At 72.5% G+C, this 21,939-nt stretch carries 15 protein-coding genes; 5 read left to right on the top strand and 10 right to left on the bottom strand.

The genetic code is table 11. The features are described 5' to 3' along the window. Nucleotide 1: 1 nt before the first annotated feature. The 7 genes from ACH5AF_RS15655 to ACH5AF_RS15625 form a co-directional block, all read right to left on the bottom strand. Nucleotides 2-967 (bottom strand): helix-turn-helix transcriptional regulator, encoded by a 966-nt coding sequence (locus ACH5AF_RS15655; RefSeq protein ID WP_398902188.1) that lies wholly within the window; start codon nt 965-967, stop codon nt 2-4. Between the two features lie 20 nt (nt 968-987). After that, nucleotides 988-1,806, bottom strand: a complete 819-nt coding sequence (locus ACH5AF_RS15650; RefSeq protein WP_398902187.1) for a MerR family transcriptional regulator — start codon at nt 1,804-1,806, stop codon at nt 988-990. 126 nt (nt 1,807-1,932) lie between these two features. Continuing rightward, complete coding sequence (aceE, locus tag ACH5AF_RS15645; RefSeq protein WP_398902186.1) at nt 1,933-4,602, bottom strand: pyruvate dehydrogenase (acetyl-transferring), homodimeric type; 2,670 nt, start codon at nt 4,600-4,602, stop codon at nt 1,933-1,935. Nucleotides 4,603-5,375: 773 nt separating this feature from the next. Further along, the gene (locus ACH5AF_RS15640) at nt 5,376-5,999 is read right to left on the bottom strand and encodes a GntR family transcriptional regulator (RefSeq protein WP_398902185.1); all 624 of its coding nucleotides are present in this window, start codon (nt 5,997-5,999) and stop codon (nt 5,376-5,378) included. A 114-nt stretch (nt 6,000-6,113) separates the two neighbouring features. After that, a complete protein-coding gene (sucB, locus tag ACH5AF_RS15635; RefSeq protein ID WP_398902184.1) occupies nt 6,114-7,880 on the bottom strand; it encodes a 2-oxoglutarate dehydrogenase, E2 component, dihydrolipoamide succinyltransferase in 1,767 nt (588 codons plus the stop codon). Nucleotides 7,881-7,933: 53 nt separating this feature from the next. After that, a complete protein-coding gene (lpdA, locus tag ACH5AF_RS15630; RefSeq protein ID WP_398902183.1) occupies nt 7,934-9,322 on the bottom strand; it encodes a dihydrolipoyl dehydrogenase in 1,389 nt (462 codons plus the stop codon). Nucleotides 9,323-9,615: 293 nt separating this feature from the next. After that, nucleotides 9,616-11,133, bottom strand: a complete 1,518-nt coding sequence (locus tag ACH5AF_RS15625; protein ID WP_398902182.1) for a leucyl aminopeptidase — start codon at nt 11,131-11,133, stop codon at nt 9,616-9,618. 310 nt (nt 11,134-11,443) lie between these two features. On the opposite strand from ACH5AF_RS15625, the gene ACH5AF_RS15620 reads away from it, so the two are divergent. Genes ACH5AF_RS15620 through ACH5AF_RS15605 form a run of 4 tightly spaced genes read left to right on the top strand, consistent with a single transcriptional unit; the run spans nt 11,444 to nt 17,791 of the window. Beyond that, complete coding sequence (locus ACH5AF_RS15620) at nt 11,444-13,468, top strand: hypothetical protein (protein WP_398902181.1); 2,025 nt, start codon at nt 11,444-11,446, stop codon at nt 13,466-13,468. Between the two features lie 50 nt (nt 13,469-13,518). After that, entirely contained in the window at nt 13,519-14,985 is a 1,467-nt protein-coding gene (gene pelF, locus ACH5AF_RS15615) for a GT4 family glycosyltransferase PelF (protein WP_398902180.1), read from the top strand. Next, nucleotides 14,982-17,165, top strand: a complete 2,184-nt coding sequence (locus ACH5AF_RS15610; RefSeq protein ID WP_398902179.1) for a hypothetical protein — start codon at nt 14,982-14,984, stop codon at nt 17,163-17,165. Before pelF ends, ACH5AF_RS15610 begins: the two co-directional genes overlap by 4 nt. Further along, on the top strand, nt 17,162-17,791 hold the full coding sequence (locus tag ACH5AF_RS15605; RefSeq protein ID WP_398902178.1) for a spherulation-specific family 4 protein: 630 nt from the start codon (nt 17,162-17,164) through the stop codon (nt 17,789-17,791). Before ACH5AF_RS15610 ends, ACH5AF_RS15605 begins: the two co-directional genes overlap by 4 nt. Here the strand turns inward: ACH5AF_RS15605 and ACH5AF_RS15600 are convergent. Continuing rightward, on the bottom strand, nt 17,788-18,585 hold the full coding sequence (locus tag ACH5AF_RS15600) for an adenosylcobinamide-GDP ribazoletransferase (RefSeq protein ID WP_398902177.1): 798 nt from the start codon (nt 18,583-18,585) through the stop codon (nt 17,788-17,790). The two genes, ACH5AF_RS15605 and ACH5AF_RS15600, sit on opposite strands and share 4 nt — an antisense overlap. Nucleotides 18,586-18,652: 67 nt before the next feature. Here ACH5AF_RS15600 and ACH5AF_RS15595 point away from each other — a divergent pair, with 67 nt between their 5' ends. After that, nucleotides 18,653-19,408 carry a hypothetical protein gene (locus ACH5AF_RS15595; RefSeq protein ID WP_398902176.1) on the top strand — a complete coding sequence of 252 codons (756 nt, stop codon included), beginning with the start codon at nt 18,653-18,655 and terminating at the stop codon, nt 19,406-19,408. On the opposite strand, the gene ACH5AF_RS15590 is transcribed toward ACH5AF_RS15595, so the two are convergent. Together ACH5AF_RS15590 and ACH5AF_RS15585 are read right to left on the bottom strand one after the other, a co-directional pair. After that, on the bottom strand, nt 19,357-20,064 hold the full coding sequence (locus ACH5AF_RS15590; RefSeq protein ID WP_398902175.1) for a hypothetical protein: 708 nt from the start codon (nt 20,062-20,064) through the stop codon (nt 19,357-19,359). The two genes, ACH5AF_RS15595 and ACH5AF_RS15590, sit on opposite strands and share 52 nt — an antisense overlap. Further along, nucleotides 20,061-21,863, bottom strand: a complete 1,803-nt coding sequence (locus ACH5AF_RS15585) for a phosphatidylglycerol lysyltransferase domain-containing protein (protein WP_398902174.1) — start codon at nt 21,861-21,863, stop codon at nt 20,061-20,063. The genes ACH5AF_RS15590 and ACH5AF_RS15585 overlap by 4 nt, the downstream gene beginning before the upstream one ends. Between the last annotated feature and the right edge of the window lie 76 nt (nt 21,864-21,939).

Below are 21,939 nucleotides of genomic sequence, written 5' to 3'. Positions count from 1 at the left end.
GTCAGCCGTACAGGTCGCGCATCCGGGCCGCCGTCGCCGCGAAGCGCTCCCGCAGCGCGGCGGGCCCCAGGACCTCCACCTCGGCGCCCAGTGACAGGAGTTGGGAGTACGCCACGTCCGGGGACTCGACCGGGAGAGTGAGCGTCACCCGGCCCCGCTCGTCCGGCGGGGCCGCGGCGGCGAGGGCCTCCTCGGCCGCCGCGCGGTCCGTCACGTGCGGCAGGCTGCGCGCGCCCGCCTCCGTGACCCGTACGACGACCTCCGCGCGGAGGATGGAGCGCGCGAACTGGGCCGCGCGCTCCGCCCAGAAGGCGGGCAGGTCGAAGCCCCCGTCCCGGTCGAAGACCGCACCGTCCGCCTCCACCGCCGAGAACCGGTCGATCCGGTACACCCGGAACGTGCTCTCCGCACGGGCGCACAGGTACCAGACGCCCGCCTTCAGCACGAGCCCGTACGGCTCCAGCTCCCGCTCGACCTCGGTGTCCCGGCGGCGGTAGGAGCCCCGGATCCGGTGGTCGCTCCACACCGCCTCCGCGATCACCGGCAGCAGCGCCGGCGTCCGGGGCTCCTGGTACCACCCGGGCGCGTCCAGATGGAACCGCTGCGCAGCCGAGTGCGGGGCGTCCCGCAGCGACGGGAGCAGCGCCGCGGACACCTTCAGGCGAGCCGCGGAGGCGGCGTCCTGAAGCCCCATGTCCCGCAGCGCGCCCGGCAGCCCGGACAGGAACAGGGCCTCGGCCTCGTCGCGGCCCAGTCCGGTCAGCCGGGTGCGGTACCCGCCGATCAGCCGGTAGCCCCCGCTCCGCCCCCGGTCGGCGTAGACCGGCACGCCGGCCTCGGAGAGGGCGAGCGCGTCCCTTGTCACGGTCCGCTCGGACACCTCCAGCTGCCGCGCCAGCTCGGCCCCCGTCATGGACGGCCTCGCCTGCAGGAGCAGCACCATCTTGATCAGCCGGGCAGCGCGCATGGAGGCCATTGTCGCGCAGCTCAGGCGAGCGGCTCCTGGAGCTCCGTCACCCACTTCTCCCGGTCCGGCGGGCACTCCAGGTAGACCTCCCGGGCGTACCCCGCCGAGCGGTGCCCGCCCGCCTCGATCCACTGCGCCAGGTTCTGCGCGGTGGGCAGGATCGCGTCCATCGGACCGCGGTGCACGATCGTCGCCGCCCGCTCGACGGCGGGGAGATCGACGACCGCGAAGTGCGGGCCGGGCGCCTGGCCGGCCGAGACGGTGCACCCGGCGTGCACCAGGATCGCGCCGTCGCCCTCGGGCGCGTCCTCGTAGTACGCGATACCGGGCCCGGTCGGCGTGACGCCCGCCGCCTGCAGGCGGCTGAAGAGCTCGTCGTACAGCGGGCCGATCACCGGCCCGATGTGCTCCGGCCCGTAACCGGCGGCGACGGTGGTCAGCTCGGCGACCCGTATCGCGGGGGTGGTCTTGATCATGACGTCCTGGGTGGGCATGCGGCCCTCGCTCTCGATCGACCGGAGCCTCGCCTCGACCTGCGCCAGCCGTGCGGCGGCCGCTGCCATCGACTCTTCCAGCTCCGCCTGCCGCAGCTTGAGCATTCCGCGCAGCTCCTCCGTGCTCACGCGGTCCTCCAGGATCTCCCGCACCTGTTGCAGGGTGAAGCCGAGATCCTTGAGGGCGACGAGACGGTTGAGGCGGGCGAGCTGGGCCGCGGAGTAGGAGCGGTAGCCGGTGAAAGGGTCGGTGTGTTCCGGCCGCAGCAGCCCGATGGCGTCGTAGTGGCGCAGCATCCGGGCCGACACACGGCCGTGCCGGGCGAAGTCTCCGATGGTGAACATGACGTCTCCCAGTGCACGGCTTCACACGGTGTCAGGGTCAAGCGTTTTGTGTCAGGGTCGAGCATCATGCAGGAGGCTCCCGGCGACGGCGGTCGCCGGGAGCCTCGGTGCCTCACGGGGCCCGCCTCACAGGCCGTAGCGCTCGCGCGCCTCCTTCACGGCCGAGACCGGGACCTCGCCGCGCCTGGCCAGCTGGGCCAGCGCCGCGACCGTGATCGACTGCGCGTCGACGCCGAAGTGGCGGCGGGCCGCCTCACGCGTGTCCGACAGGCCGAAGCCGTCCGTGCCGAGCGAGGACCAGTCCTGCTCGACCCACTGGCTGATCTGGTCGGGCACCTGACGCATCCAGTCGGAGACCGCGAGCACCGGACCCGCAGCGCCCTCCAGCGCCTGGGTGACGTACGGGGTGCGCTGCTCGCCGCGGAGCAGGGCCTCGTCGGCCTCCAGAGCGTCGCGGCGCAGCTCGCCCCACGAGGTCGCGGACCATACGTCGGCGGCGACGTTCCAGTCGTTCGCCAGCAGCTGCTGGGCCTCGAGCGCCCAGTGGATGGCCGTACCGGAGGCGAGCAGCTGGAGCCGGGGGGCGTCTGCGCCGGCCGAGCCCTCGTTGAAGCGGTACAGGCCCTTGACGATGCCCTCCTCGACGCCCTCAGGCATGGCGGGCTGCGGCTTGGGCTCGTTGTAGACCGTCAGGTAGTAGAAGACGTTCTCGGCATCCGGGCCGTACATCCGGCGCAGACCGTCCTTGACGATCACCGCGATCTCATACGCGAACGCCGGGTCGTAGTTCAGCGACGCCGGGTTCGTGGCGGCGATCAGGTGTGAGTGGCCGTCCGCGTGCTGGAGGCCCTCGCCGGTCAGAGTCGTACGGCCCGCCGTCGCGCCGACGATGAAGCCCTTGCCGAGCTGGTCGGCGAGCTGCCACATCTGGTCGCCGGTCCGCTGCCAGCCGAACATCGAGTAGAAGATGTAGAACGGGATCATCGTCTCGCCGTGCGTCGAATACGACGTCGCGGCGGCGATGAAGTCGGCCATGGCGCCGGCCTCGGTGATCCCCTCGTTGAGGATCTGGCCGTCCTTGGCCTCCTTGTAGTACATCAGCTGGTCGCGGTCGACCGGCTCGTACGTCTGGCCCAGCGGCGAGTAGATGCCGGCCGACGGGAACAGCGACTCCATACCGAAGGTGCGGGCCTCGTCCGGGACGATCGGCACCCAGCGCCGGCCGGTCTCCTTGTCCCGCATCAGGTCCTTGACCAGGCGGACGAACGCCATGGTCGTCGCCATCTCCTGCTTGCCCGACCCCTTGTACAGGGCCTTGAAGGCGCGCTCCTCCGGTTCGGGCAGCGGGGCCACCGGATGCACTCGGCGGGCCGGGGCGGGCCCGCCGAGGTCTGCGCGACGCTCCTGGAGGTAGCGCACCTCCGGGGAGTCGGCGCCCGGGTGGCCGTAGGGCACGACGCCGTCGATGAAGGCGCTGTCGGCGATCGGGAGCCCGAGCACGTCGCGCATGCCCTTGAACTCGTCGGTCGTCAGCTTCTTCATCTGGTGGTTGGCGTTCTTGGACTCGAAGCCCTTGCCGAGCGTGTAGCCCTTCACCGTCTGCGCGAGGATCACGGTCGGCGCGCCCTTGTGCGCGAGCGCCGCGCGGTACGCCGCGTACACCTTGCGGGCCTCGTGGCCGCCGCGGGAGGTGTGGAAACACTCGGAGATCTTGGCGTCGGAGAGCAGCTTGGCCAGCTCGACCAGCGCGGGCTCGGCACCGAAGAAGTGCTCACGGATGTACGCCACGTCGCGGGTCGCGTACGTCTGGAACTGTGCGTCCGGTACCTCGCGCAGCCGGCGGACCAGCGCGCCGGTGGTGTCGAGCTGGAACAGCTCGTCCCAGGCGGAGCCCCACAGCGATTTGACGACGTTCCAGCCGGCGCCCCGGAACTGGGCCTCCAGCTCCTGCACGATCTTGAAGTTGGCGCGGACCGGGCCGTCGAGACGCTGCAGGTTGCAGTTGATCACGAAGGTCAGGTTGTCGAGCCGCTCGCGCGAGGCGAGGGCGAGTGCCGCCGTCGACTCGGGCTCGTCCATCTCGCCGTCGCCGAGGAACGCCCACACGTGCGAGTCGGCCGTGTCCTTGATCCCGCGGTTGTGGAGATAGCAGTTGAAGCGCGCCTGGTAGATCGCGGAGAGCGGGCCGAGGCCCATCGAGACGGTGGGGAATTCCCACAGCCAGGGCAGCCGGCGCGGGTGCGGGTAGGAGGGGAGGCCGTTGCCGCCCGCCTCCTGCCTGAAGTTGTCGAGGTGCGCTTCGGTGAGACGGCCGTCGAGGAAGGCGCGGGCGTAGATGCCGGGGGAGGCGTGCCCCTGGATGTAGAGCTGGTCGCCGGAGCCGTCCCCTTCCTTACCGCGGAAGAAGTGGTTGAAGCCGGTCTCGTAGAGCCAGGCCGCGGAGGCGAAGGTGGCGATGTGGCCGCCGACGCCGTACTTGGACCCGCGGGTCACCATGGCGGCCGCGTTCCAGCGGTTCCAGGCGGTGATACGGGCTTCCATCGCCTCGTCGCCGTCGAAGGCGGGCTCGGCGGAGGTCGGGATGGTGTTGACGTAGTCCGTCTCCAGCAGGCGGGGCAGGGCCACACCGGCCTTCTCGGCGTGCTGGAGCGTGCGGCGCATCAGGTACGCGGCGCGGTGCGGGCCGGCATGCTCCGCGACGGCGTCGAGGGACGCCGCCCACTCGGCGGTTTCCTCGGCGTCACGGTCCGGGAGCTGGTCGAGCTCGCTCGGAAGCTTGCCTACGGGGTCGGTCATGATCGCCGCCTTCCGGACAGGAGGGGGGTGGAGAAAAGGGGGCCGTGTCTGGCAGGACAGGGCGAAGGGTTGGTGAACCCGTCGTCGACTGTATGTCTCTGATCGATGATCGATCAAAGCCTGGGGAGGAATTGGCATCCGGTGCCGCAAAAGTGGGCACGCGGTGCCGGTTCAAATGCACTCTTTCCGGGCGCACCCTGTGTCCGGGGACCGTTGCACACCCAGGTGCCCCTGCCCGAGGGGTGGTGCGAGGGCCGGGGCCTCCGGGATGGGTACCCGGACTGCTTTCCGGCTACCGAACGTTGCGGTATCTCACGACGCCTTACGTCCGGGCACCCCTCCTCCGACCCGACCCCCTCCGGCGCGCGTTCCTCGTTCCGCCCGGTGGTCGTCCCCGGACGGCATCGCTGCCCATCTGGGTAAGTGCGGGCCGCGGCCCACGCACGGCCACCACGTACCGCCCGGCGGGGGGTGGGGACGCGCAGGGGTCGTGTTCGGGACGTGAGGCGTCGTTGGTTACCGCAACGCAGATTCGTGAGAGCAGTCCCGAATTCGAGCCCCGGAGCGGCCCCACGCCAGGCCCACGGACCGGGCCGAGCCCGAGAAGCCAGGCCCGGCCGAGGGGGCGTTACGCTCACGGGGCCGGCCGCGCCCGGGAGCGTAACCGGTACGCCGTCCGCCCAAGGGCACACGCACGTGAAGCCTGGTCAGCCCGAGCACGCCGCGCTCACGGGGTCGGCCGCGCACGAGGGCGCGATCCGGTCCGCGCGCCGTCAGGCGCGCGGCGCGCAGCCGAGAACGTGGGCCTTCACCAGCGCGCCGATCGACGGGTCGCGCCGACGGAACGCCTCCACCAGCTCCTGGTGCTCCTCCGCGTACGACTTCTGTACCGTCCCCAGCCAGCGGATGGACAGCGCCGTGAAGACCTCGATCCCGAGCCCCTCCCAGGTGTGCAGCAGGACGCTGTTGGACGCGGCGCGCACCAGCTCCCGGTGGAACGCCACCGTGTGGCGGACCTGCGCCGCCGAGTCGCTCGTCCGGTCCGCCTCGTACAGCGCCGCCACATGCGGCTCCAGCGCCGAGCAGTCGGCCGCCAGCCGCTCCGCGGCCAGTTCGGCCGCGATCTGCTCCAGGCCGGCGCGGACCGGGTAGCTCTCCTCCAGGTCGGCGGCGGTCAGATTCCGCACCCGTACGCCTTTGTTGGGCGCCGACTCGATCAGCCGCAGCGACTCCAGCTCGCGCAGCGCCTCGCGCACCGGGGTCTGGGAGACCTCCAGCTCGGTCGCGATACGGCGCTCGACGATGCGTTCCCCGGGCTTCCAACGGCCGCTGACGATCCCCTCCACGATGTGCTCGCGGATCTGATCGCGCAGCGAGTGGACGACGGGGACGGTCATGGAGCGCTCCTTAAAGCCGCGTTGACCTGTGACCCCTAGACAATACGGCGGCGCCCCCGCCGGGATGTACTCCCAGCGGGGGCGCCGTCGGTGAGGCTGGTTACACGGCCGGTGCTACAGGCCGAGCTCGACCTCGAACTCGCCCGCCTCGAGGATCGCCTTGACGGCCGTCAGGTAGCGGGCCGCGTCGGCACCGTCCACCAGGCGGTGGTCGTAGGAGAGCGCGACGTACGTCATGTCGCGCACCGCGATCGTCTCGCCGAGGTCCGGGTGGTTCACGACCACCGGACGGCGGACCGTGGCACCGATTCCCAGGATGGCGACCTGGTTCGGCGGCACGATGATCGTGTCGAACAGCGCACCGCGCGAGCCGGTGTTGCTGATGGTGAAGGTCGCACCGGCGAGGTCGTCCGGCGTGATCTTGTTGGCGCGCACGGCGCCGGCGAGCTCGGCGGTCCTCTTGGCGATGCCGGCGATGTTCAGGTCGCCCGCACCCTTGATGACCGGCGTCATCAGACCCTTCTCGGAGTCCACGGCGATGCCGATGTTCTCCGAGTCGAAGTACGTGATGGTGCCCTCGTCCTCGTTGATCCGGGCGTTGACGACCGGGTGGGCCTTCAGCGCCTGGGCCGCCGCCTTGACGAAGAACGGCATCGGGGAGAGCTTGACGCCCTCGCGAGCCGCGAACGCGTCCTTCGCCCGGGCGCGCAGCTTCATCAGCTTGGTGATGTCGACCTCGACGACCGAGGTCAGCTGGGCCTGGCCGTGCAGCGCCTTCATCATGTTGTCGCCGATGACCTTGCGCATGCGGGTCATCTTGACCGTCTGACCGCGCAGCGGGGACGCCTCCAGCTTCGGAGCCTGCGGCGCGGCCGGAGCGGCAGCGGCGGCGGGCGCCGGGACGGCGGCCTTGGCGGCCTCCGCTGCGGCGATGACGTCCTGCTTGCGGATGCGACCGCCGACGCCGGTGCCCTTGACCGCGCCGAGGTCGACGCCGTTCTCGGCGGCGAGCTTGCGGACCAGCGGGGTCACGTAGGCGTCGCTCGTCTCCACGGCGGCGGCCGGGGCGGGCGCGGCCGGGGCAGCGGCGGTCGGGGCGGGGGCCGGAGCTGCCGGGGCAGCGGCGGCCGGAGCCGGGGCGGCAGGCGCCGGAGCCGGGGCCGGAGCGGCCGGGGCAGCAGGCGCGGGCGCCGGAGCCACGGGGGCGGCCGGGGCCGGAGCCGCGGGAGCCGGGGCAGCGGCCGGAGCCGCACCCGGAGCGCCGATGACGGCCAGCTTGGCGCCGACCTCGGCGGTCTCGTCCTCGCCGACCACGATCTCCAGCAGCACACCGGAAGCCGGGGCCGGGATCTCGGTGTCGACCTTGTCGGTGGAGACCTCGAGCAGGGGCTCGTCCTCCGAGACCTCCTCGCCGACCTCCTTCAGCCAGCGGGTGACGGTGCCTTCGGTGACGCTCTCGCCGAGCGCGGGGAGGACGACGTCGGTGCCCTGGGCGGAACCGCCGCCGGACGCGGCCTCGGCCGTCGGGGCCGGGGCGGGTGCCTCGGCCTCGGTGGACGGGGCGGCCTGCGGGGCGGGGGCCTCCTGCGCCGGGGCCGGAGCCTCGGCGGCGGCCGCGGCCGGCGCCTCGGCCGGGGCTCCGGTGCCGTCGTCGATGACGGCCAGCTCGGCGCCGACCTCGACGGTCTCGTCCTCGGCGACCTTGATGGAGGACAGGACACCGGAAGCCGGGGCCGGGATCTCGGTGTCGACCTTGTCGGTGGAGACCTCGAGCAGCGGCTCGTCGGCCTCGACGCGCTCACCCTCGGCCTTCAGCCAGCGGGTGACGGTGCCCTCGGTGACGCTCTCGCCGAGCGCCGGAAGGGTTACGGAAACCGCCATGGTTTCAGTTGCTCCTTAACGATGTGCGGAAGTGGTCGTCGCGCCCGGACTGATCAGTCGTGGGAGTGCAGCGGCTTGCCGGCCAGGGCCAGGTGGGCCTCGCCGAGCGCCTCGTTCTGCGTCGGGTGCGCGTGGATGAGCTGCGCGACCTCGGCCGGCAGAGCCTCCCAGTTGTAGATCAGCTGCGCTTCACCGACCTGCTCGCCCATACGGTCACCGACCATGTGGACGCCGACCACGGCACCGTCCTTGACCTGGACGAGCTTGATCTCGCCCGCGGTCTTCAGGATCTTGCTCTTGCCGTTGCCCGCGAGGTTGTACTTCAGAGCGACGACCTTGTCCGCGCCGTAGATCTCCTTGGCCTTGGCCTCGGTGATACCGACGGAGGCGACCTCGGGGTGGCAGTACGTCACCCGCGGCACGCCGTCGTAGTCGATCGGGACGGTCTTGAGACCGGCCAGCCGCTCCGCCACCAGGATGCCCTCGGCGAACCCGACGTGCGCGAGCTGGAGGGTCGGGACCAGGTCGCCGACCGCGGAGACGGTGGGCACATTGGTCTGCATGTACTCGTCGACCAGGACGTAGCCGCGGTCCATCGCGACGCCCTGCTCCTCGTAGCCGAGGCCGGCCGAGACCGGGCCGCGGCCGATGGCGACCAGCAGGACCTCGGCCTCGAAGGTCTTGCCGTCCGCGAGGGTGACGCGTACACCGGTCTCGGTGTACTCGGCCTTCTCGAAGAAGGTGCCCAGGTTGAACTTGATGCCGCGCTTGCGGAACGCGCGCTCAAGAAGCTTGGAGGAGTTCTCGTCCTCGACCGGGACCAGGTGCTTGAGCCCCTCGATGACGGTGACGTCGGTGCCGAAGGACTTCCACGCCGAGGCGAACTCGACGCCGATGACGCCGCCGCCCAGGATGATCGCGGACTGCGGGACGCGGTCCAGCGTGAGGGCGTGGTCCGAAGAGATGATGCGGTTGCCGTCGATGTCCAGGCCGGGCAGCGACTTGGGCACGGAGCCCGTCGCCAGGAGGACGTGACGGCCCTGGATGCGCTGGCCGTTCACATCGACGGAGGTGGGGGAGGACAGTCGGCCCTCACCCTCGATGTAGGTCACCTTGCGGGAGGCGACGAGACCCTGCAGGCCCTTGTACAGGCCGGAGATCACGTCGTCCTTGTACTTGTGGACACCGGCGATGTCGATGCCCTCGAACGAGGTCTTGACACCGAACTGCTCGGCCTCGCGAGCCTGGTCGGCGATCTCACCGGCGTGCAGCAGAGCCTTGGTGGGAATGCATCCGTTGTGCAGGCAGGTGCCGCCGAGCTTGTTCTTTTCGATCAGTGCGACGTCCAGGCCCAGCTGAGCTCCGCGCAGCGCCGCAGCGTAACCGCCGCTACCGCCGCCGAGGATCACTAGGTCGAAAACGGTGCTGGCGTCGTTCGCCACGTCACGTCCTCCATGCATGTGCGCCGTTCGCCGTCGTCGATGACGGGCGGCGGCTGGTGTTCGGCCGCTTGGTCTTCGGCCCTGTGGTGGGGGCCCTGTCCTGCCGAGAACCCATCTTTGCACTTGTCGACGGACGGCGGGACGCGGGGCCGGAGCTTGAGATGGTGAGCTTGAGCGCTTTTGCGGTTACCGGGGCGTAGAGGGGAACCGGAGGCTCCTCCCCTACGCCTGCGGGCGCGCGGATCCCCGGCGCCTCGACACCGGCGGGGCCGACTGTGTCAGCCCGCCCCCTGTCAGCCCAGGTCGCCGGCGGCCGTGCGCTCAGCCAGCTTCACCAGCGTGCGGACCGACGAACCCGTGCCGCCCTTGGGCGTGTAGCCGTACGGCGCGCCCTCGTGGAACGCCGGGCCCGCGATGTCCAGGTGCGCCCAGGTGATGCCCTCGCCCACGAACTCCTTCAGGAACAGGCCGGCCACCAGGCCGCCGCCCATCCGCTCGCCCATGTTGGCGATGTCGGCGGTCGGCGATTCCATGCCCTTGCGCAGATCGGAGGGGAGCGGCATCGGCCAGGACGCCTCGCCGACCTCCTCGGCGATCTCGTGGATCGAGGTACGGAACGCGTCGTCGTTGGACATGATCCCGAACGTGCGGCTGCCCAGCGCCAGCACCATCGCACCGGTCAGGGTCGCCACGTCGACGATCGCGTCCGGGTTCTCCTCCGACGCCTTCGTCAGCGCGTCGGCGAGCACCAGGCGGCCCTCGGCGTCGGTGTTGAGCACCTCGACCGTCTTGCCGCTGTACATGCGCAGCACGTCACCAGGGCGGGTGGCCGAGCCGGACGGCATGTTCTCGGCGAGCGCCAGCCAGCCGGTGACGTTGACCGCGAGGCCCAGGCGGGCGGCCGCGACGACGGCGGCGAAGACCGCTGCGGCACCGGACATGTCGCACTTCATCGTCTCGTTGTGACCGGCCGGCTTCAGGGAGATGCCGCCCGAGTCGTAGGTGATGCCCTTGCCGACCAGGGCCAGGTGCTTGGCGTCCTTGGAGTGCGAGTAGGAGAGCTTCACCAGGCGCGGCGGGTTCTGCGAGCCCTGGCCGACGCCGAGGATGCCGCCGAAGCCGCCCTTGACGAGCGCCTTCTCGTCCAGCACCTGCACCTTGACGCCGTGTTCCTTGCCTGCGGCGGTGACGATCGCGGCGAAGGCCTCGGGGGTGAGGTCGTTGGGCGGTGTGTTGATCAGGTCGCGGGCGCGGTTGATCTCCTCGGTGAGGGCGATCGCCCGCTCGGCCGCGGCCTTGAACGCCTTGTCGCGCGGCTTCGCGCCGAGCAGCGCCACCTCGGCCAGCGGCTTCTTCGCGCCGTTCTGGTCGGCCTTCCCCTGGTAGGCGGTGAAGGCGTACGCGCCGAGCAGGGCGCCCTCCGCGATGGCCTCCGCGTCCTCGGCGGCCTCTATCGGCAGCGCGAACGCGGCCTTCTTCGAGCCGGTCAGCGCGCGGGCCGCGCTGCCCGCCGCACGGCGCAGCGCCTCGGTGTCGTACGCGTCGTCCTGCTCGGGCGCCGAGCCGAGTCCGACCGCCAGGACGACCGGCGCCTTGATGCCGCCGGGGGCGGGGAGCTTGGTCACCTCCCCCTCGGCACCACTCGCACCCAAGGTCTCCAGGACGCTGGCGAGCTTCCCGTCGAACGCCTGGTCCACGGCCTCCGCGCCCGGTGCGACCACCGGGCCCTTGGCCCCCTTGGCGACACCGATGACGACGGCGTCGGCGCGCAGCGTCGCCGCGCCGGCAGTGCTGAGAGTGAGAGCAGTCACGGTGGTGAAATCTCGCTTCCATTGAGTTCCGGGGCCGCAGCGGGCCGTACACGGGATGGATCGGCATCCCCATGCCGGGGAAGAGCCTACGCGCGGTCACCTGTCTCGATCACGGCGGCGGCGTTTCACCTCTCCGTGGTGTCTCTGTCATGTTTAGGCCAAAGGTCGTGAGAGGTCGGCCACACTCCGCCCGTTCGGGCAAGGGGGCCCCATGCTCCTTTGCATCATCTCCACAGATCCTCCTCGTGCCCGACCGGGCCACCGGGAGGGCGTGCAAGGGGGAAATCACATGGAGTTGCACGGATCACGGATGGGCAGAGCCGCCGTGACGGCCGTCGCCGCCGCGACGCTGGCGACAGCCGTCCCGGCCGCCTCGGCCGCCGAGGCGCCGCCGCCGCGCATCGACCTGACCGTCCTCGTCGTCGACGACGGCGGCGGCGCGGTCGACGCGATCGTCTCCGAACTGCAGGGCACGGGGGTGCCGTACCGGAGGATCGACCTGACCGACCCCGGCCGGCCCGTCGTGGACGCCGCGTTCCTCAGCGACACCGTCGACGGCCGGCCGCGCGCCAGGTACCAGGGCGTGGTCGTCCCGGACGAGGACCCGTTCGGCGCGGACACGGCCGCGGGCGCGGCCGAGAACGCGGCCCTGTTCGCGTACGAGAAGACGTTCGGGATTCGTCAGGTCGACGCCCATACCTGGTCACATCCGGGGGTCGGACTGGAGTACACGGACAACGGCGGATACGCGGGCACGCTCGACGGCGCCCCGACCGCGCTCACCGCGGCCGGCCGTTCGGGCCCCTTCGGCTACCTCGACGGGCCCGTCGCCTTCGAGGACAACTCGCTGAGCGTGACGGAGAGCCACGGCTACGCGGGCAGGCCGAGGGAGGGCTTCACCAGCTACCTCGACACACCCGTCGGCGACGGCGCCGCCCGCGGCAGCCTCATCGGCGAGTACGCCCACGACGGACGCCGCGAGCTGGTGGTGACCTTCGCCTACAACCGGCACCAGCGGCAGTTCCGCGTCCTGGCCCGCGGCATCGTCGAGTGGCTCACCCAGGGCGTCCATCTCGGACAGAGCCGCCACTACTTCTCCGTCCACGTCGACGACGTCTTCGCCTCCGACGCCCGCTGGGACACCGAGCGCAACTGCACCCCGGGCGACTTCGACTGCGTCGGCGAAGGCGAGGAGACCGCCCCGATCCGGATGACCGCGGCCGACGCCGCGAACGCCGCGGCCTGGCAGCGCACCGCCGGCTTCACGCTCGACATGGTCCACAACGCGGGCTCGGGCGAGGAATGGAAGGCCGAGCACGGAGGCAGCGACCCGCTCACCGACCGGCTCCTCGCCGACAAGGCGCAGTACCGCTGGATCAACCACACCTACACGCACCCCTTCCTCGGCTGCGTCCAGGACGTGTCGGTCGTGCCCTGGCAGTGCGCGAAGGACGCCGCGGGCAACACCCGCTGGACCAGCCGCGCCGAGATCTCCGCGCAGATCCGCGACAACCACGACTGGGCCGTGCGCAAGGGCCTCTCCGTCGACCGCACCGAACTCGTCACCGGCGAGCACTCCGGCCTGAAGACCCTCCCGCAGCAGCCGTCGGACAACCCGAACCTCGCGGGCGCCCTCGCCGACAACGGCGTCAGGTGGCTCGCGAGCGACAACTCCCGCGAACCGCAGCAGCGTCCCGTGGGCACCGCCCGCACCGTGCCTCGCCACCCGATGAACGTCTACTACAACGTGGGCACCGCGGCCGAGATGACCGACGAATACAACTGGATCTACACTTCGGCGGCCGACGGCGGCAGCGGCGTCTGCGAGACCGACCCGGCCTCCACCTGCCTCTCCGAGCCGCTCGACACCGCCACCGGCTTTGCCACCCGCATCGTGCCGCAGGAGGCCCGTACCGCGCTCGGCCATGTCGTCGCGGGCGATCCGCGCCCGCACTACGTCCACCAGTCCAACCTCGCCGAGGACCGCATCCTCTACCCGGTGCTCGACAAGGTCCTGGCCGACTACCGAGCCCTGTTCGCGGAGAACACCCCGCTCGTCAACCCCCGCCAGCGGGAGACCGGCACCGAACTCCAGCGGCGCGCCGCGTGGCAGGCGGCCCTCGCGGCGGGCAGGGTCACCGCGTACCGCATTGGCGACACCGTCACCGTGAGGACCCCGTCCGGCGTGGCCGCGCCCGTCACCGCGCCCCCGGGCACCGTCAAGCAACTGCTCCTGACCACCACGGCGTTCGGCTCCGCCTACGCCGGGGCGCGGTCCGCCTGGACCACGCCCGAGCTTTTCCAGTCGGCGATCACGCTGAGGCTCCCAACCTGAGTCCTCGATTTTCTGACTGCTCGCCGACCGCTGTCCTGGGGGGACGAACCATGCTGAGCTGTGGCCGCCATGTCACCATGCTCACCGAGGGCACCTATCCGCACGTCCACGGGGGCGTGTCCACGTGGTGCGACCAGCTCGTACGCGGCATGCCGGAGGTCGACTTCCAGGTCGTCGCCCTCACCGGCAGCGGGCGCGAACCGGTCGCCTGGGATCTGCCGCCGAACGTCTACCGGCACACCTCCTTCCCACTGTGGGGACCCGAGCCGGCCCGCCGCCGGCTCCCACGGCGCGAACGCCGCCGCTTCCTCGACGTCCACGAACGCTTCCTGCTCTCGCTGCTCGACCCGGGTGCCGACCGCGACTTCGGCGCGGCACTCGACGAACTCGCCGGCTACGCGCGCTCCGGCCTGCTGACCGCCGCTCTGCGGACGGAGTCCGCCCTGCGCTCCCTGACGCGGATCTGGACGATGCCGCATCTGGAGATCGCCGCGGCCCGGCCCACCGTGCACGACGCGCTGACCGCCACCGACCTGCTGGAGCACGCGCTGCGCCCGCTGGCGGCGCGAATACCCGACGACGCGATCGCGCACGCCGTCAGCGCCGGGCTCGCCACACTCCCGGCGCTCGCCGCCCAGCACTTCGACAAGGTGCCCTTCCTGCTCACCGAGCACGGCATCTACCTGCGCGAGCGCTACCTCGGCTACCGCGTCCAGGTGCAGCGCGCGCCCGTGAAGGCACTGATGCTGGGCTTCTACCGGGAGCTGAACTCGCTGGGCTACCGGCGGGCCGACCTGATCACCCCCTGCAACCGCTACAACCGGCGCTGGGAGGAGCGGGGCGGCGCGCCCGCGGACCGTATCCGCACCGTCTACAACGGCGTCGACCCGCACGCCTTCCCCGCCGCCGGGCCCGAACCGGACGTCCCCACCCTCGCCTGGGCCGGCCGGATCGACCCCATCAAGGACCTGGAGACGCTGATCAGGGCGTACGCCATGGTGCGGTCCGAACTGCCCGCCGTACGGCTGCGCCTGTTCGGCGGGGTGCCCGACGGCGGCGAGGCCTACCGCACCCGGCTGGAGAAGCTCGCGGCCGAACTGGGCGTCGTGGACGGCATCACGTGGGAGGGCCGGGTCGGCGACGTGGCGCGCGCGTACGCCGCGGGCAGCGTGGTGCTGCTGTCCTCGATCAGCGAGGGATTCCCCTTCTCCCTCATCGAGGCGATGTCGTGTGGGCGGGCGACTGTCTCCACGGACGTCGGCGGCGTACGGGAGGCGGTCGGCGACACCGGCATGGTGGTGCCGCCGCGCGAACCGGCGCTCATGGCCGAGGCCACCATCGGCCTGCTGCGGGACGCAGGGCGGCGGGCGGAGCTCGGCGCGCGGGCCCGGCAGCGGGTCGTCGACCGGTTCACGCTGACGCGGTCCGTGGACGGCTTCCGCCACATATACCGCGAGCTCGCCGGGTTCCCGGAGACGGCGACGGAGCCGCGGTACGCCGAGGCGGTGGCCGGGTGAGCGGTCCCCTGTGGCAGGGACGGGGCCGGCGGATCGACACCCTTCCCGTTTTGCCGCGGCAGCGCGGCGGGACGGCGGCCGACCCGATGGACGCACTCGCCGACCGGCTGCACGACATGATCGCCGCGGCCGTGCACCCTGACGAGATCGCGGCGGTGCTGGAGTCCGACGGCATGACGGACGATCACATACGGCTCACCTACGGCCGCCCGGACTCCTTCACGCTGGCGGAGGAGCTGTACGCCAAGGTCCCCCGCGCCCACCCCGAACCTCCCGGCCCGCCCGCCGATCCGTGGCGGGTGAGCCTCATCGGCTGCCTGCTGCGCGGCCTCGTCTTCGCCCTGCCGGGGCTCGCCTACGTGACGGCCGCGCCGCAGCTCGCGGGAGCGGACCTGGCGCCGCTGCTCGCGGGCGCGCTGACGGGCTGGATGTGGAACCAGGCGCTGTCCCACCGGGCCTACTCCTGGCTCGCGCTCGGCGACCGGGCGGCGGCCGTCCGCTGCCTGCGTGCCGGCGCCCCGGCGGGCGCCGCGCTCGGCACGGCGGCGGCGCTGCTGTTCACAGGGCCGGGCCAGTGGTCGTCGGCCGTTTTCTCGGCGGCCCAGTCGCTCTACCTGTCGGCAGCGACGGCGCTACTGGTCCTGGGCCGCGAACGGGCCCTGCTGTGCTGCCTGCTGCCCCTCCCGGCCGGCACGGTCCTGGTGCTGCTCCACGAGGGAGTGCCGCTGTGGGCGCGCACGGGCCTGTTGCTGGTGCCGCTGACGGCGTCGCTGACGACGGCGGCACTGACGCTGCGCACCGGGGCCTCCTCCCAGGGGCGGGAACCCGCCCCTGGGAGGAGCGGCGCCGGCGGGCGTGCCCGGTCGGGGCCGGTGGCCTTGGTCACGGGCGTGTTGTCCCGCCGCTGGGCGACGGGGCCTGGGGCGGGTGCGTGCCCGTCGGCGCGGCCGGGCAGGCGTCGTCCGGCTGCGGAGGGCGGCACGGGTGCGGCCGGCTCGCACGGGGCGGGGGCGTGGTGCGGAGTGGGCTTGTCCGCGGGTCAGTCGGCCGGGCGTCGTCCGGAGGTGGGCGATGGGCGTGGTGCCGTCGCCCTCCGTGCGTATCCCGCGGACGTGGCAGGCGGGAACGGCGCCGGGCGGGGCGCGGCGACCCGGCGGCGCACGGCCGGGGGCGAGCCGGTGGGCGTCCGGTCCCGGTTCCGGCGCGCTCCGGCCGGCGGAGGACCCGGCCGCTCGGCAACGGGTGCCCCGGGGTTCTCCGGTGCGCCTGCCCTCGGGCCTCGCCCGGGCCGGCAGCCGGGTGCCGCTACCACACGCGGTGCGCATCCAGCGGCGGCGCGGCGAGCAGGCGGCGTGTACGGCACGGTGCGCTCGTTCCTGCGCGGTCCGCGCCGGAGCCGGCCGGGCGCCGCGCCCCGTCCCTCGGCGGTGCTCGAACTGCGGGTCGCAGGCGATGCGACGCCGCGGGAGGGGGCGCCCGTCGGGCGCGGCCTGCCGGCGGCCCACCCGGGCGGCGGCGTCCGCACCGAGGCCGCGGCCGACCCGGGCGGCGGCGGCAGGCCCGGCCCCAGCCGTCGGGAGCGCGGCGCGGCGCCGCGGCTGCTCGCCTCCGTGCCGCACGGGCTGTTCGGGCTCGGCGTCGGCGTGCTCGTCCTGTACACCGCCCTCGGGGACGTGCTCGGCGGGCTGACCGGGGCCGTCGTCGCCGCGCCGTCCGCGGTCGCGCTCACGGTCAGCATGGGCCCCGCCGAGTGGCTGCTGCACCGCTTCCGCAGCGAGAGCCTCGCCGGGCTGCGGGCGAGCACCACGGCCCGCGCCTTCTGGCGCACCGCCGCCGCCGTGCTCGCCAAGTGCCTCGCCGGATACCTCGCCGTCCTGTCCGCCCTCGCGCTCGTCGGCACCCTGCTCTGGTCCGGGGCCCCCGGGCTCGGCGGCGTACGGCTCGCCACCCTGCTCCTCATCGGCACCGTGCTGTGGACCGGGCTGCTGCTCCAGTCGTTCGGGGCCGTGACCCTCGCGGCCGGCGTGTGCTGCACGGCGGCGCTCGTCCAGACCGCGACGCTCGTCACCGGCACGGCGGGGCCCCGGACGGCGGGGCTCGCCGTCGCGGCGGTGGCGGCGGCCGTGCTCGTCGGACTCGTCTGCGCCCTGCTGGGCCGCGCCACGGCACACCGCGTATGAGCGGACTCCTGGTGCCGTACTACGAGCACCCCGCCGAACGGCCCGCCGCCTGGGACGCCGTCGTCGCGGCCGCGCCCCGCCTCTACGGCGTCGTCATCAATCCCGCCAGCGGCCCGGGCGCCGCGCCGGACCCGGCGTTCGCGGCGGTCGCGGCCCGGCTGCGGGACGCGGGTGTGCGGGTCGTCGGTTACGTGGACACCGACTACGGCCGCCGCCCACACGCAGCCGTCCTCGGCGACCTCCTGCGGCACCGCGACTGGTACGCGGCGGACGGCGTCTTCTTCGACCAGGTCTCCTCCGGGCCGGACGCCCTGCCGCACTACGGGCGCCTGTCCGTGACCGCACGGGCCGCGGGCGCCACGACCGTGGTCCTCAACCATGGCGTCCACCCTCATCCGGCCTACGCCGAACTGGCCGAGGTGCTGGTCACGTTCGAGGGTCCGTGGGACGCGTACCGCACGGCGGGCGTCCCGTCCTGGACGGCCGCGCACCCGCCGGAGCGGTTCTGCCACCTGGTCTACGCGGCCCCGCCCGACGTCCACGCGGGTGCGGCGATCCACTGCGTGGTCCCCGGCACGGGCGCCCACCCGTGGGGCACGCTCCCGCACGCCCTGGGCTCCGGCTAGCCGGGCCCGGTGCCACCGGGCCCGCCCAGCACCAGGAACACAAGGGCCGTCGTCCCCGCCGTCTCCGCCAGCGCGCCGAACACGTCGCCGGTCACCCCGCCGAAGCGGCGCACACAGTGCCGCAGCAGCACCTGCGCCGCGCCCAGGGCGCACCCGACCGCGACGGCCGCGTGCAGTGCTGCGTACGGGCCGGCGTGCGCGCCCGCGGCCGCCGCAGCGGCCGTCACCAGTGCAACCGCCCCGACAGCCGGGCGTACGGGGACGGTTCCGGCGACCGCCGCTCCGAGGCCCTCGGGGCGGGCCGCCGGGACGCCCCTGCGGGACGCGAGGGTCAGGGCCAGGCGGGCCGTGACCGCCGACAGGGTCGCCGCGGCCGCCCCGGGCGCCCAGCCCTGCGCGTACAGCTCACTCAGCGCGGCGACCTGCGCCAGCAGGACGAACAGCAGGGTGATGACGCCGAACGGGCCGATGTCCGACTGCTTCATGATGCGCAGCGCGTCCTCCGCGGGCCTGCCGCTGCCGAGGCCGTCCGCCGTGTCGGCCAGTCCGTCCAGATGCAGCCCCCGGGTGAGCACGGCCGGCACCGCGGCCGTGGCGACGGCGGCGAGCACCGGGCCCGCGCCCAGTAGGAGCAGGACGCCGCCGAGCGCCGCGGCGACCAGCCCGACGACCAGGCCGGCGAGCGGGGCGCAGAGCATTCCGGCGCGGGCGGCGTCGCGGTCCCAGCGGGTCACCCGCACGGGGAGCACGGTCAGCGTGCCGAAGGCGAAACGCACGCCATGCAGAGCAGTCATCGCGCGAGGGTAGCCCGACGCCTGAGAAGCTGAATCGCCCATAACGCGCAAACCGGAAGCGGGTGGCATGGGTCACTGGTTCTACAACAACTTCGTCGAGCCGGGAAAGCTCCCGATGCTGCTCGCGCTGGCCTCGTTCGTCATCACGTTCCTCGTCACGCGCACGGTGACCCGGATGATCCGCGCGGGCCGCGGGCCCTTCAGGAACGTGGCTCCGGGCGGCATGCACATCCATCACGTCGTGCCCGGCGTCATCCTCGCCGTGGTCGGCGGGTTCGTGTCCCTCGGCGGCGACCGGCGCAGCGTCACCTCCTGCGTCGGCGCCGTCATGTTCGGGGCAGGCGTGGGGCTCGTGCTCGACGAGTTCGCGCTGATCCTCCACCTCGACGACGTCTACTGGACCGAACAGGGCCGCCAGAGCGTCGAGGTCGTCGTGCTCGCTGCGGCCCTCGCCCTCCTCGTGCTCGCCGGCTCGTCGCCCCTCGGGGTCAACGAACTCACGCCCGACGAACGGCAGAACCGTGTCTCGCTGATCCTCACCCTGGTCGGCAACTTCCTCCTGGTCATCGTCACCCTCTTCAAGGGCAAGCTGCGGATGGCAATGATCGGCCTCCTAGTCCCCTTCGTCGCCGTTGTCGGTGCGGTACGGCTCGCCCGGCCCGGCTCACCGTGGGCTCGCCGCGTCTATCGCCGCCGGCCCCGCGCCCGCGCCAAGTCCATGCTGCGCGCCACCCGCCACGACCGGCGCTGGGGCGGACTGCGCCGACGGTTTCAGGACCTGATCGGCGGCGCGCCCGACCGGCTGCCGACCCGCAGACACTGACGGCGCCGCCGCAGCAGCGCGTCCGCCCCGCACACCACCAGCACCGCGCCGATCGCCGCCAGGTGCTCCTTGCCCGCGAGGTTCGGTTTGACGATCACCTCGACGATCATCGCCAGCAGCACCAGGCCCGCCGTGACCCGCGCCCGGTAGCGGTAGCAGACGAACACGGCGAGCCCCACCACCGCCGCCGACGGGCCCGTGTCCACGATCCGCGCGTCCGAGGCGGGCAGCCCGAACGCCCCGTCGGGACCCATCGCGACACCGATCCGGGCGTACGTCGTCCCGGCCAGTGTCGACGCATACGCGATCAACAGCGTGCGCCGGCGCCCCAACGTGAGCTCCGCGATGCCGAACACCAGAAGGATCTGCGCCAGCGCACCCCACACGGGCAGGTCCAGCGCCGGTACGAACAACGACAGCGGTGTACGCAACAGGGCCAGCCACAGCGGATCCTCGGCCCTGACGAAGCCGAACTCATGAACCAGCCGCAGGCCCCGGGGCCGGTGCTGGAGCACGTAGAAGAAGGCGGTGAGCGCCACGGAGACCAGCGTCAGACAGACCGCCCGCCACCGTTTCCCGGTCAGCTCGGCGCGCACTGCCGCATGCAGCGCGCCCCACTCACGGCGGGCGAACGAGGACAGGGACGTCCGGCTCACCGGCCGCTCTCCAGGTGCCGGCGATGCAGCCACCGGGGCAGTCCGGGGGGCTGGAGGAAACCCTCGGCGCGGGCGGCTGCGACGCAGACGCGCGGCAGGTCGGCGCTCTTCTCGAAGAGCATGAAACGCGGCTCCCCGATCGGTCGGTACTTGGCGTTGGCCCGGTAGAGCGACTCGATCTGCCACCAGCGGGAGAGGAAGCCGAGCAGCGAGGCCCACAGCCTCAGCACCGGCCCCGCACCGACCTTCGAGCCCCGTTCGAAGACCGACCTGAACATCGCGAAGTTGAGTGAGACCTGAGTGATACCGATCTCTTCCGCGCGCTGGAGGAGTTCGATGACCATGAACTCCATGAGGCCGTTCTCGGCCTCGCGGTCGCGACGCATGAGATCGAGGGACAGCCCCTGCGGCCCCCACGGCACAAAGCTCAGCACGGCTTTCGGCTCGCCCCCGCCGTCCCTGCATTCGAGCATCACGCAGCGCCCGTCCGCCGGATCGCCGAGCCGCCCCAGCGCCATGGAGAATCCGCGCTCGGTGGCTCCCTCGCGCCAGTCGTCGGCGCGCCGCACCAGCTCGCCCATCTCCTTCGCCGGGATGTCCTCGTGGCGGCGGATGCGCACCTGGTACCCGGCGCGCCGCACCCGGTTGTACGCCTGGCGCACGGTGCGCATCGCCCGGCCCTCCAGCGTGAACTCGCCCGTGTCGACGACCGCCTCGTCGCCCAGTTCGAGCGCGTCCATGCCGTGCCTGGCGTACACGGTGCCCGCCTCCTCGCCCGCCCCCATCACCGCCGGGAGCCAGCCGTCTTCGCGGGCCTGCGCCAGCCAGGGCTCGATCGCGCCGGGCCACGCCCCGGGGTCGCCGATCGGATCGCCCGAGGCGAGCGAGACGCCGCTGACCACGCGGTACGCCACGGCCGCCTTGCCGGTCGGCGACCACACCACGCTCTTCTCGCGGCGCAACGCGAAGTAGCCGAGTGAAGCGAAATGGGGGTACCCCCGGCCGAAGGCTGGGGGACAGTCCCGCTCGCCGTGCCGCGCCAGCAGGGCGCGCAGCCGCGCCTCGTCGTCCTCGCCGAGCGGATCGACGGCCCGACGCGAACGGAAGGCCGCGTACAGCACGCCGAGCAGCAGCAGCGTGGACATGATGTTGATGACGACGTCCACCCACCCAGGGGTGGTGATCTCGGGGAAGCGGGAGTCGTCGACCGCGATGGAGACCAGCCGCATCGCGCCGTAACGCCAGCGCTCCAGGAAGGCCGAGCCGGCGGGCGAGGTGTTGGTCACGGTGACCAGTCCCGCGGCCAGCAGGGAGGCGACGAGCAGACCGCCGACGGCGACGGCGGCGGCGGCCAGCTCGGGGTTGGACCGGTCGCCCTTGGCGTAGAACTCGCGGCGGCCGTGCAGCAGGGCGGCCATGAAGGCCGCGCTGAGCACGAGGGAGATCCAGTTCTGCGCGTGCCGCCGGATCTCGGGGAAGAGCATCGCGATGGCGAAGAGCAGCAGGAACAGGCCGCAGAGCACGACGTTGAGAAGCCAGGCCGCCCGTTTGCGGCGGCGCATGGTGACGGCGAGGAAGAGGGTGAAGACACCGGAGGCGAAGCCCGCGGTGAGCAGGTAGGGCGTGAAGTAGTTGTCGGTGTTGTGGCGGCGCAGATCCTGACCGAAGGACACCCATACGGCGCTCAGGAGGTTGATGAACGTCACGACCCGCAGGTACCAGACGGCGAATGCCGCGCTGCGCCGCGTGCGGTCGGTGCTGCGTCGCGACTCTTCACCGGGCAAGCGGACCCCCCCCATGAAAAGCGATCATATGGGGCATCGCTGGTCATGGCGGGGTCACGCTGCGGCCCCGCCGTCCGGCCGGCAGCCGCGC

Origin of the sequence: Streptomyces sp. NPDC018833 (assembly GCF_044390825.1) — a bacterium.
GTDB lineage: Bacteria > Actinomycetota > Actinomycetes > Streptomycetales > Streptomycetaceae > Streptomyces.
This window is presented reverse-complemented; position numbering and strand designations above follow the sequence as displayed.

Bases quoted from the DNA above. Each gene is read 5' to 3' on its own strand.
- ACH5AF_RS15595 (WP_398902176.1), top strand. From the start codon at position 18,653: ATGGGTCACTGGTTCTACAACAACTTCGTCGAGCCGGGAAAGCTCCCG.
- ACH5AF_RS15655 (WP_398902188.1), bottom strand. From the start codon at position 967: ATGCGCGCTGCCCGGCTGATCAAGATGGTGCTGCTCCTGCAGGCGAGG.
- ACH5AF_RS15605 (WP_398902178.1), top strand. From the start codon at position 17,162: ATGAGCGGACTCCTGGTGCCGTACTACGAGCACCCCGCCGAACGGCCC.
- ACH5AF_RS15585 (WP_398902174.1), bottom strand. From the start codon at position 21,863: ATGGGGGGGGTCCGCTTGCCCGGTGAAGAGTCGCGACGCAGCACCGAC.
- aceE (WP_398902186.1), bottom strand. From the start codon at position 4,602: ATGACCGACCCCGTAGGCAAGCTTCCGAGCGAGCTCGACCAGCTCCCG.
- ACH5AF_RS15600 (WP_398902177.1), bottom strand. From the start codon at position 18,585: ATGACTGCTCTGCATGGCGTGCGTTTCGCCTTCGGCACGCTGACCGTG.
- sucB (WP_398902184.1), bottom strand. From the start codon at position 7,880: ATGGCGGTTTCCGTAACCCTTCCGGCGCTCGGCGAGAGCGTCACCGAG.
- ACH5AF_RS15620 (WP_398902181.1), top strand. From the start codon at position 11,444: ATGGGCAGAGCCGCCGTGACGGCCGTCGCCGCCGCGACGCTGGCGACA.
- pelF (WP_398902180.1), top strand. From the start codon at position 13,519: ATGCTGAGCTGTGGCCGCCATGTCACCATGCTCACCGAGGGCACCTAT.
- ACH5AF_RS15640 (WP_398902185.1), bottom strand. From the start codon at position 5,999: ATGACCGTCCCCGTCGTCCACTCGCTGCGCGATCAGATCCGCGAGCAC.
- ACH5AF_RS15650 (WP_398902187.1), bottom strand. From the start codon at position 1,806: ATGTTCACCATCGGAGACTTCGCCCGGCACGGCCGTGTGTCGGCCCGG.